The organism is Olsenella sp. An293 (assembly GCF_002159495.1).
Classification (GTDB): domain Bacteria; phylum Actinomycetota; class Coriobacteriia; order Coriobacteriales; family Atopobiaceae; genus Thermophilibacter.
Genome location: NZ_NFIT01000002.1, coordinates 220718 through 230706 on the forward strand (window position 1 = coordinate 220718; position 9989 = coordinate 230706).

Here is a 9989-nt window from a genome sequence, read left to right on the forward strand (position 1 = left end):
TTGGAGGCACGCATGAACAACACTGCTAGAAAGCTTGCCGCCCTCGCGGGCGCGACGGGCGTGGCCGCGTGGTCCGCGCCCGTGGTGTCGCTCGCTGAGGAGTCGGCGGTCGGCCCCGACATCCTCATCCCCAAGGTGGCCGAGTTCGTCCCGGCGCTCATCGCCTTCCTCATCATCCTGGCGGTCCTCAGCAAGCTCGTGTGGCCGTCGGTCCTCGAGATGATGGAGAAGCGCCAGGCGAAGATCCAGGCCGACCTCGACGACGCCGAGCGCTCCAAGCGCGAGGCGGCCGAGGAGGTCAAGAGCTACGAGAGCAAGATCCTCGAGGCACACCACGAGGCCGACGCCATCATCGCCAAGGCCAAGAAGGAGGCCGAGGAGGTCCGCTCCCAGGTGCTCGCCAAGGCCCAGCGCGAGGCGGCTGACATCATCGCCAAGGCGCACGGCGCCGTGGACTCCGAGCGCCACAAGGCCATGATCGAGCTCTCGAGCTCGGTGGTGGACCTGTCCGTGGAGATCGCGAGCAAGATCATTGGCAACGACCTCTCCGAGGACGAGCAGCGTCGCCTTGCCGAGAAGTACCTTGCGGAAGTGGGCGCGCCCGATGAGCGGAAGTAAGCGCGGCCAGGCCGAGAAGGTCGAGGCGTACACCAGGGCACTGCTCGAGGCCGCCCGCTCCGAGGGGCGCGCCAACGCCGACCTGGTGCAGTGGCAGCACGCGCGCAAGTTCACGCCCGAGGTGCTCGAGACCCTCGCCGCCATGCAGCGAGAGGATGACATCGGGCTGCTCGAGGAGGTCGCGAAGCGCTACAAGGAGCTTCTCGACGCCCAGGACACCACGGTCTCCGTCACGGTCACCACGGCGGTCCCGCTCGACGACGACCTCCGCGCCAAGGTGCGCGCCAAGGCCGAGTCAGACCTCGACGCCCCGGTTTACCTCGTCGAGCGCGTCGACCCCTCGATCATCGGCGGCATCATGCTCGAGGTGCGCGGCAAGCGCTACGACGCCTCGGTGCGCGCGCAGCTCGCCAACATCAGAAAGACGCTCTCGTCGACCTTCATCGAAGGCGAGGAACGATAAATGGAAACCATCAGCTCCGAGAAGATTATGAGCACCCTGCGCGACGAGCTGTCGCGCATCAACGCGACGGTCGACCGTCAGGAGGCCTCGGTCGTCACCGAGGTCGCCGACGGCATCGCCCGCGTCTCGGGCCTCAAGAGCGCCATGTCCGGCGAGCTTCTCAAGTTCACCAGCTCCGCCACGGGCCGCGACGTCTACGGCCTGGTGCAAAACCTCGACCAGGAAGACGTCGGCGCGGTTCTCTTCGGTGAGGTCGAGGACATCAAGGAGGGCGACGAGTGCCGCACGACGGGCCGCGTCATGGACATCCCCGTCGGACACGCCATGCTCGGCCGCGTGGTGAACCCGCTCGGCCAGCCCATCGACGGCCTCGGTCCGATCAACACGACGCATCGCCGTCCCATCGAGTTCAAGGCCCCCGGCATCATGGAGCGTCAGCCGGTGTGCGAGCCCGTTCAGACGGGCCTGCTCGCCATCGACGCCATGGTCCCCATCGGCCGCGGACAGCGCGAGCTCATCATCGGCGACCGCAAGACGGGCAAGACGGCCATCGCCATCGACGCCATCGTCAACCAGCGTGCGACCGACATGATCTGCATCTACGTCGCCATCGGCCAGAAGGCCTCGACGGTTGCCGCGATCCGCGAGTCCCTCTCGCAGCACGGCGTCCTGGACAAGACGGTCATCGTCGCGGCGACTGCCGCCGAGTCCGCCCCCATGCAGTACATCGCCCCGATGGCGGGCGCCGCCATCGGCGAGTACTTCATGTACAACGACGAGCACGGCAACCCCGCCGACGCCGAGCACCCCGGCGGTCACGTGCTGGTCGTCTACGACGACCTCTCCAAGCAGGCCGTCGCCTATCGTCAGATGTCGCTTACGCTGCACCGTCCGCCCGGACGCGAGGCGTACCCCGGCGACATCTTCTACCTGCACTCTCGTCTGCTCGAGCGTGCCTGCAAGCTCTCCGACGCCAACGGCGGCGGCTCGCTCACGGCGCTCCCGATCATCGAGACGCAGGAGGGAGACGTCTCGGCCTACATCCCCACGAACGTGATCTCGATCACGGACGGCCAGATCTATCTGCAGTCCAACCTGTTCTTCCAGGGCCAGCGTCCCGCCGTTGACGTGGGCATCTCGGTGTCGCGCGTCGGTGGCGACGCGCAGATCAAGGCCATGAAGCAGGTCGTGGGCACGCTGCGCCTCGATCTCGCCGCCTTCCGAGAGAAGCAGGCCTTCTCGCAGTTTGGCTCCGACCTCGACGCGACGACGCAGTATCAGCTCAACCACGGCGAGCACATGATGGAGCTGCTCAAGCAGCAGCGCTACTCTGCGCTTGACGTGCGCGACCAGGTGATCGCGATCTTTGCCGCCAAGGAGGACTTCCTCGACGACATCGACCTCGACCACGTGACCCTGTTCCGCGACGGCCTCGCCAAGTACATGGCCGACCACTGCCCGAAGCTGCGCGCCTCCGTGCTCGAGGGCAAGCTCGACGACGCGACGTCGAGCCGCCTGCGCGCACGCATCGCGCGCTACAAGAAGCTCTTCCTCGCCGAGCACCCCAACCGGCGCCGCGTCGAGGACGTCGAGCAGGCGGCGGAGCAGACGGTCACCGCCCCGCCCGAGGGCGGGCACGAGCCGCTGGACGGCCAGGAGCAGTAAGCGATGGCCAACCTTCGTGAAATACAGCGTCGCATGAGCTCGATCAAGAGCACCATGCAGATCACGCGCACGATGGAGATGATCTCGACCGCGCGCATCCAGAGGGCGCTCGCCCGCGCCGAGCAGGCCGAGCCCTACAAGGATGCCATCACGCGCATGCTCGCCAACGTCGCCGAGGCCGGCTTCACGACCGGGCAGCCCCTTCTCGCCAAGCACGCGGAGGAGCGCAGCGCCTTGTTCATCGTGGTCGCCTCCGACAAGGGACTCGCGGGCGGATTCAACATCGTCCCGCAGCGCGCGGTCGAGGCAGAGGTGCGCCGCCTGAAGGCCCAAGGGGTCTCGTCCTCGATCATCACCTGCGGCCGCAAGCCTACCGAGTACTTCACGTACCGCAAGATGGCCCCGGTCATGTCCTTCGTCGGCATCTCCTCCGAGCCCAACCAGGACCAGGCCGACCGCATCGCGTCCTACGTCATGCGCGGCTACGCCCGGGGCGAGATCGACCGCGTGGTGCTCTACTACTGGCACGCTCGCAACCGCGTCGAGCAGACCCAGGTCATCGAGCAGCTGCTCCCCATCACCAAAGAGCAGCTCACGATGCCCAACAAGCCGCGTGAGCGCGAGGCGCTCTCGCGCGTCGAGGGGCACGCCTACACCGACTTCGCGTTCGACCCGTCCGCGGAGGAGGTGCTCGGCAAGCTCATGCCGGCCTACTTCAGGACCGTCATCTTCCACGCGCTGCTCGACTCGGCGGCCGCGGAGCACGGGGCGCGCCGCCGCGCCATGCAGTCCGCGACCGACAACGCCCAGGAGGTCCTGGGCAACCTCGAGCGCACGTTCAACCGAGTCCGCCAGGGCTCCATCACCACCGAGCTCAACGAGATCATCGGCGGCGCTTCCGCATTGGAGGACAACTGATGGCAGAGAAGAACCAAGAGACGCGCACCGCCCTCGAGGAGGCGGCGTACAACAAGCTCAACCGCACCGTCGGCATGGGCTCGATCGTGCGCGTAGTCGGCCCCGTCGTCGACGTCAAGTTCGACGGTCAGGTCCCCGGCATCTACACGGCCCTCGTGGTCGACGGCGACACGCCCGTCGGGCACGTCAGCACCGTCCTTGAGGTGGAGTCCCAGCTTCCGGGCGGCATCGTCCGCACGGTCGCCATGTCCTCGACCGACGGCCTCACGCGCGGCCTGAAGGTCCGCGACACGGGGCACCCCATGATGATGCCCGTGGGCCCCTCGACCCTGGGGCGCGTCTGGAACGTCATGGGACAGCCGGTTGACGGCCGCCCTGTGCCCGAGGACGTGCAGTACTACCCGATCCACCACCCCGCGCCCTCCTTCGACGAGCTCACCACCCAGACCGAGATCTTCGAGACGGGCATCAAGGCCATCGACCTGCTCGAGCCTTACGTCCGTGGCGGCAAGACGGGCCTTTTTGGCGGCGCCGGCGTCGGCAAGACGGTCCTGATCCAGGAGCTCATCAACAACCTCGCGCAGCAGCACGGCGGCACCTCGGTCTTCACCGGCGTCGGCGAGCGCACCCGCGAGGGCACCGACCTCTACCTCGAGATGACCGAGTCCGGCGTCATCGAGAAGACCTGCCTGGTCTACGGCCAGATGAACGAGCCGCCCGGAGCCCGCATGCGCGTCGCGCTGGCCGGCCTCACCACCGCCGAGTACTTCCGCGACCAGGGCCAGGACGTCCTTCTCTTCATTGACAACATCTTCCGCTTCTCCCAGGCGGGTTCCGAGGTCTCGGCGCTTCTCGGCCGCATGCCGTCCGCTGTTGGCTACCAGCCCACGCTGGCGACGGAGATGGGCGAGCTCCAGGAGCGCATCACCTCCACCAAGGAGGGGTCGATCACCTCGGTCCAGGCCGTCTACGTCCCCGCCGACGACCTCACCGACCCTGCCCCCGCGACGACGTTCACGCACCTTGACGCCACGACGGTCCTCTCTCGCGCGATCACCGACCTCGGCATCTACCCTGCGGTCGACCCTCTGGCGAGCTCGAGCTCCGCGCTCGACCCCTCGATCGTGGGCGAGGAGCACTATCGCGTGGCGATGGCCGTCCAGGAGACGCTCCAGGAGTACTCCGACCTGCAGGATATCATCGCCATTCTCGGCATGGACGAGCTCTCTGAGGAGCAGCAGCACGTCGTCGCGCGTGCCCGCAAGATCCAGCAGTTCCTCTCCCAGTCGTTCCACGTCGCCGAGAAGTTCACGGGCAACCCCGGCGTCTACTGCACCGTCGAGGATACCGTCCGCAGCTTTGCCGAGATCGTCGACGGCAAGTGCGACGACCTGCCCGAGCAGGCGTTCCGCTTTGCCGGCAACATCGAGGACGTGCGTCGTCGCGCCGCCGCCATGACGGCGTCCGACGAGGCGAAGGAGTAGGCCCATGGCCGAGCTCAACTGCCAGTTCGTCCGTCCCGACCGGCTGCTGTTCGAGGGCCCGGTCGCAAACCTCGTGCTCGTCACCTATGCGGGCGAGCTCGGGGTGTGGCCGGGCCACGCGCCCGAGGTCGTCGCCCTGGGCGACGGCGTCGTGCGCATCAGGCGCCGGCCCGAGGACGGCGGAGGGGAGTATGACGTCGTCGTCTCCGGCGGCTACGCGGAGATCGACCGCGACGGCGTGATCATCCTGGCCGACCACGCGCGCCGGACCGACGACATTGACCCCGACGTGGTGCGCAACACGCGCGACGAGGCGATCGAGGCGCTCGAGGAGCTCGGGCACGGGGACTACCGCAGCGCGTATTACGAGAAGAAGATCAAGTGGTGTAACCTTCTGCTCAAGCAGTCAATGGGAAGCGCCACGCCGTCTTCCCACTAGCACGGAGGTTACATGGACGTCATTCGAGTCGAGGGTGGTCATCGCGTCACGGGGTCTGTGAAGGTCGAGGGCGCCAAGAACTCGGCGCTCAAGCTCATGGCTGCGACCATCATGGCGCCGGGAACGACGACGCTCACCAACGTCCCGAACATTGCGGACGTCCACGTCATGGGCAAGGTGCTCAAGAACATCGGCGCCAAGATCGAGGTCGTCAACGAGCACGAGCTCAAGATCGACACTTCCGACGTCGACTCCTGGGAGACGCCCTATCACCTCGTCGCACAGATGCGCGCCTCGACGGCGGTGCTCGGGCCGCTGCTCTCCCGCTTCGGCCGCGCCGTTGTCGCCATGCCCGGCGGCTGCAACATCGGCGCGCGCAAGATCGACATGCACATCCTCGGCCTCGAGGCGCTCGGCGTCGAGTTCAAGGTCGACCACGGCAACATCTACGCGAGCGCCCCAAACGGCCTCGTCGGCGATACGGTCACCCTCTCCTTCGCAAGCGTCGGCGCCACGGAGAACCTCATGATGGCGTCGGTCTTCGCAAAGGGGACGACCACCATCGACAATGCCGCCCGCGAGCCCGAGATCGTCGATCTCGCCAACCTTCTCAACGAGATGGGGGCCAAGATCTCCGGCGCCGGCTCCCCGGTCATCGAGGTCGAGGGCGTCTCCGAGCTTCATCCCGTCACGCACCAGGTCGTCGGGGACCGTATCGAGGCGGGCACCTTCCTTGCCATTGGCGCGCTGACGGGGGATCCGGTGAGGGTCACCGGGTTCGCCCCGTCGCACCTCGGGCTTGTGCTCAAAAAGTTCGAGCAGATGGGCGCCACGGTCGAGCGGGGGACGCGCGAGTGCACCGTCTGGCGCGACCGGCCGCTGCTCCCCGCCGATATCCAGACCCTCCCGTTCCCCGGGTTTCCCACGGACATGCAGGCGCAGACCATGTGCCTGCTCGCACTTGCAAAGGGAAGCTGCATCATCACCGAGAACGTCTTCGAGAACCGCTTCATGTTCGCGAGCGAGCTCTCCCGCATGGGCGCTGACATTGTCATCGAGGGCCATCACGCAATCGTGCACGGCGTCGAGAGATTCTCCGGCGCCGAGGTCCGCTCGCCGGACCTTCGCGGCGGCGCGGCGCTCGTCATGGCGGGCCTGGTCGCGGACGGCACGACCACGGTCTCGGACATCTATCACATCGACCGCGGCTACGAGGGCTTTGTCGAGAAGCTCGCGTCTCTTGGCGCCAAGATCGAGCGGGCGACCGTGCCCGACGTCGAAGACGAGTGCTTCTAGGGCCTCTGGCCCGTGGGGGAGACAGACTGGGCGGAGGCCGGCATGACCAACGACGCGCTTCACGAAGATCACGCGCTCACCAAGGCGAGCGAGGACTACCTCGAGACGATCTATCGCCTCTCGCTCGAGGGAGCGGGTGACGGGTCGGTTCGCTCCGTGGACGTTGCCGAGCAGCTCGGCGTCTCCAAGGCGAGCGTCAACAAGGCGCTCTCCACGCTCAAGGAGTCCGGTATGGTCGAGCAGAGCCGCTATGGCCGCGTCACCCTTACCGAGCGCGGCCGGGAGTACGCGGCGCTGGTGTGGCGCGCGCATCGGGCGATTCGGCTTTTCCTCGAGTCCGACCTCGGCGTCGAGGCGCAGCGCGCGGACGAGGAGGCCTGCCTCATGGAGCACGTTCTCTCCGAAGACACCATGGGGAGGCTCATCGCCTATCTCGAGCGCCAGGGGCTCGACATTCCCGAGTAGGCCCGTCGAGAGGCTCGGCTTTCCAACTATATGAACGCCCTGTGATGAAGCGCGCCCGACACGACGGAGGGCGCGCTTCTTAGTCCGCTTACGGCTTAGTTGAAATCTGGGTGAGCCAATGGGGTATGTTTCTTGTGCCGCCGGCACGCGCCGGAGGAACACAGTTCATCCGATTGAAGGGACGTTGATGAAGGCGATCATCCCCGCTGCCGGTCTCGGCACGCGCTTCCTTCCCGCCACCAAGTGCACCCCCAAGGAGCTGCTGCCCGTTCTCGACAAGCCCGTCATCCAGTATGTCGTCGAGGAGGCCCTCGAGCCCGAGGGGGTCGATGGCGTCGTCATCATCAACTCGCACGAGAAGCCCCAGATCGAGGCGTACTTCTCCGTCGACCAGGAGTTTGAGGACATGCTGAGCTCGCGCGGCAAGCAGGCGGAGGCGGCTCGCGTTCACGCCGCCTCGACCCTGCCGGTCTCCTTCGTCTATCAGGACGAGGCCCGCGGCCTTGGCCACGCGGTCCTGCAGGCTGCCGAGACCGTTGACGAGGACCCGTTCTTCGTCCTTCTCGGCGATTACTTTGTCCCTGACCGCCAGATGTGCGTGCGCATGGCCGAGGTCTCCAAGGCCCACGGCGGAGCCTCCGTCATCGCCGTCGCGCCGGTTCCCGCGGACCAGGTGAGCCGCTATGGCATCATCGCCGGCGAGTGCGTCGGCTGCCTGCCGGGCGCCGAGGCCACGGGCGAGCAGGAGGGCGCCGTGTGGAAGGTGACCGGGCTCGTCGAGAAGCCGCGGCCCGAGGACGCCCCGTCGCACCTCTTTATCGTCGGGCGCTACCTGCTCTCGCCGCGCATCATGGAACTGCTCGCCACACAGGGCCCCGGTGCCGGCAACGAGATTCAGCTGACTGACGCGATGGAGCGCCTGCTGGCCGAGGAGGAGATGTACGCCCTGGTCGTCGACCCGTCCGAGGGCTGCGACACGGGAACCCCCGCCGCCTGGGCCGCCACCAACGCGCGTATGGCGCTTGAGGACCCGGCCTTCGCCGAGGCGTTTCGCGAGGAGCTTGGCGAGAAGGGCGAGCGCTTCTTTGGATAGAAGGTCTGACATCATCCGTTTTGGAATCGACGGGTGGCAGGCGCGCTTCGAGGATGGCTTCGACGCCGATAGCGTGGCGCGCGTCGCCGATGCGCTGGGCCTCGTCTGGGCGGACGCCGCCCCGGGGGCAACCATCTACGTCGGCTACGACACTCGTCATGACGCGCGAGACCTTGCCCTTCTCATCGCAGGCATCCTGGCGTCCTACGGCCTCGTTGCCAAGGTCTCCGACGTCCCCTGCCCAACACCTGCGGTCTCCTGGTGCTGCTCGCGCGACGATGCCGCCTACGGCGCGGTGATCGTCACTGCGAGCGAGCTGCCCAGCGAATATGGGGGACTGCTGGTCAGGGGCTTTGACGGCGGCCCGGTTTCTCGTGGGTTTTTGGACAATGTCGAGCAGGCCATCTCCGCTGCGCCCACCCAGGCGCGGGGGCCGTTCGAGGAGATCGACCTGGTCGGCCCGTACCTTGCAGACCTTGCCTCGCTCGTCGATGGGGCATCCATTGCCGCCCGCCGTCCGCGCGTGGTGGTCGACGCGATGTGCGGCTCGGGGACGGGGCACCTTGCCGGGCTTCTGTCCGATCTTGGGTGCGACGTGATCGAGATTCATGTCGAGCCGAGGGAGGACTTCGGCGGCATCCACCCCGAACCGCGTGACCCGTGGGCGGACGCCTGCGAGCAGGCGGTGGTGGTCCACGGTGCCGACATGGGCCTTCTGCTCGACGGGGATGCCGACCGGGCCTCGATAGTTGACGAGCGCGGCAACCTCCTTCCGGCGCGCGTGATCGTTCCGATGCTGCTGGGCAACCTCGTCATGAGTCATGGCGCGCACGGCCGCGTGGTGACAACGCTCACGTGCTCCGCGTGCATCGCCCGAGAGGCGGCGCGCCTGGGCTGCGAGACGACCTCGGTCCCCGTTGGGTTCTCACGCATCTATAGAGAGACGCTCGACTCGGACGTGATCATGGGGGTCGAGGAGTACGGAGGCGTCTGCGTCCCCTCCCATCTGAGGGAGCGCGACGGCCTGCTCGTGTGCCTGCTTGCGGTGGAGATGCTCGCACGCTCCGGGAAGACCGTCTCGACGATGACCGAGGAGCTTGAGGCCATCATCGGGACCATGTCCTATGCGAGAAGAGACATCCGTCTCGAGCCCGCCGCAAGCCAGGCGTTTCGCAACGTCCTCCCCGGCCTCAACCCCGGGGAGCTTGCCGGGAAGCTCCCCGTCGAGGTGTCCCACGCCGACGGCCTCCGCGCGCAGTTCGAGGACGACTCCTGGGTGCTCATCAGACCCTCTCGGACCAGTTCGGTGGTCAGGGTCTATGCTGAGGCGACCGACGCGCGAGACCGAGACGCACTGCTTGCGGCTGCCTGCGAGCTCGTAAGGTCGGGCTTCTAGCCCCCCGATTGTGCAGAAATCGTGAACCCGCGGATTCACGCCTCGGCGGGGCGCCGGGGTGCGTATAGTTATTCCCCGCGCAGCGACGCGGCCACGGCCCACGACCTGCGCGGGAGTACCTTGAGAACCGGATACTGCGATCGAGAGATCGA

10 protein-coding genes are annotated in these 9989 nt (G+C 67.0%); all 10 read left to right on the forward strand.

Features of this window, described 5'->3' with window-relative positions; translation table 11 throughout:
* Positions 1-12: 12 nt before the first annotated feature.
* The 10 genes from atpF (at position 13) to B5F85_RS02180 (ending at position 9837) form a co-directional block, all read left to right on the forward strand.
* A complete protein-coding gene (gene atpF / locus B5F85_RS02135; RefSeq protein WP_087313923.1) occupies positions 13-618 on the forward strand; it encodes a F0F1 ATP synthase subunit B in 606 nt (201 codons plus the stop codon).
* Entirely contained in the window at positions 605-1081 is a 477-nt protein-coding gene (locus B5F85_RS02140; RefSeq protein ID WP_087313925.1) for a F0F1 ATP synthase subunit delta, read from the forward strand. Before atpF ends, B5F85_RS02140 begins: the two co-directional genes overlap by 14 nt.
* Positions 1082-2746: a F0F1 ATP synthase subunit alpha gene (gene atpA, locus B5F85_RS02145; RefSeq protein WP_087313927.1), complete on the forward strand. Its 1665-nt coding sequence runs from the start codon at positions 1082-1084 to the stop codon at positions 2744-2746. It abuts the gene before it with no gap.
* Between the two features lie 3 nt (positions 2747-2749).
* Complete coding sequence (atpG, locus tag B5F85_RS02150) at positions 2750-3664, forward strand: ATP synthase F1 subunit gamma (protein WP_087313929.1); 915 nt, start codon at positions 2750-2752, stop codon at positions 3662-3664.
* Complete coding sequence (gene atpD / locus B5F85_RS02155; RefSeq protein WP_087313931.1) at positions 3664-5148, forward strand: F0F1 ATP synthase subunit beta; 1485 nt, start codon at positions 3664-3666, stop codon at positions 5146-5148. The genes atpG and atpD overlap by 1 nt, the downstream gene beginning before the upstream one ends.
* A 4-nt stretch (positions 5149-5152) precedes the next feature.
* On the forward strand, positions 5153-5587 hold the full coding sequence (gene atpC / locus B5F85_RS02160) for an ATP synthase F1 subunit epsilon (protein WP_087313933.1): 435 nt from the start codon (positions 5153-5155) through the stop codon (positions 5585-5587).
* A 12-nt stretch (positions 5588-5599) separates the two neighbouring features.
* The gene (gene murA / locus B5F85_RS02165) at positions 5600-6883 is read left to right on the forward strand and encodes a UDP-N-acetylglucosamine 1-carboxyvinyltransferase (protein ID WP_087313935.1); all 1284 of its coding nucleotides are present in this window, start codon (positions 5600-5602) and stop codon (positions 6881-6883) included.
* 42 nt (positions 6884-6925) lie between these two features.
* A complete protein-coding gene (locus B5F85_RS02170; protein ID WP_087313937.1) occupies positions 6926-7348 on the forward strand; it encodes a metal-dependent transcriptional regulator in 423 nt (140 codons plus the stop codon).
* A gap of 187 nt (positions 7349-7535) precedes the next feature.
* Positions 7536-8441: a sugar phosphate nucleotidyltransferase gene (locus B5F85_RS02175; RefSeq protein WP_087313939.1), complete on the forward strand. Its 906-nt coding sequence runs from the start codon at positions 7536-7538 to the stop codon at positions 8439-8441.
* On the forward strand, positions 8434-9837 hold the full coding sequence (locus B5F85_RS02180) for a phosphoglucomutase (RefSeq protein ID WP_087313941.1): 1404 nt from the start codon (positions 8434-8436) through the stop codon (positions 9835-9837). Before B5F85_RS02175 ends, B5F85_RS02180 begins: the two co-directional genes overlap by 8 nt.
* Positions 9838-9989 lie beyond the last annotated feature (152 nt).

Coding starts and splice junctions, on each gene's coding strand:
- atpF (WP_087313923.1), top strand. CDS start 13: ATGAACAACACTGCTAGAAAGCTTGCCGCCCTCGCGGGCGCGACGGGC.
- B5F85_RS02140 (WP_087313925.1), top strand. CDS start 605: ATGAGCGGAAGTAAGCGCGGCCAGGCCGAGAAGGTCGAGGCGTACACC.
- atpA (WP_087313927.1), top strand. CDS start 1,082: ATGGAAACCATCAGCTCCGAGAAGATTATGAGCACCCTGCGCGACGAG.
- atpG (WP_087313929.1), top strand. CDS start 2,750: ATGGCCAACCTTCGTGAAATACAGCGTCGCATGAGCTCGATCAAGAGC.
- atpD (WP_087313931.1), top strand. CDS start 3,664: ATGGCAGAGAAGAACCAAGAGACGCGCACCGCCCTCGAGGAGGCGGCG.
- atpC (WP_087313933.1), top strand. CDS start 5,153: ATGGCCGAGCTCAACTGCCAGTTCGTCCGTCCCGACCGGCTGCTGTTC.
- murA (WP_087313935.1), top strand. CDS start 5,600: ATGGACGTCATTCGAGTCGAGGGTGGTCATCGCGTCACGGGGTCTGTG.
- B5F85_RS02170 (WP_087313937.1), top strand. CDS start 6,926: ATGACCAACGACGCGCTTCACGAAGATCACGCGCTCACCAAGGCGAGC.
- B5F85_RS02175 (WP_087313939.1), top strand. CDS start 7,536: ATGAAGGCGATCATCCCCGCTGCCGGTCTCGGCACGCGCTTCCTTCCC.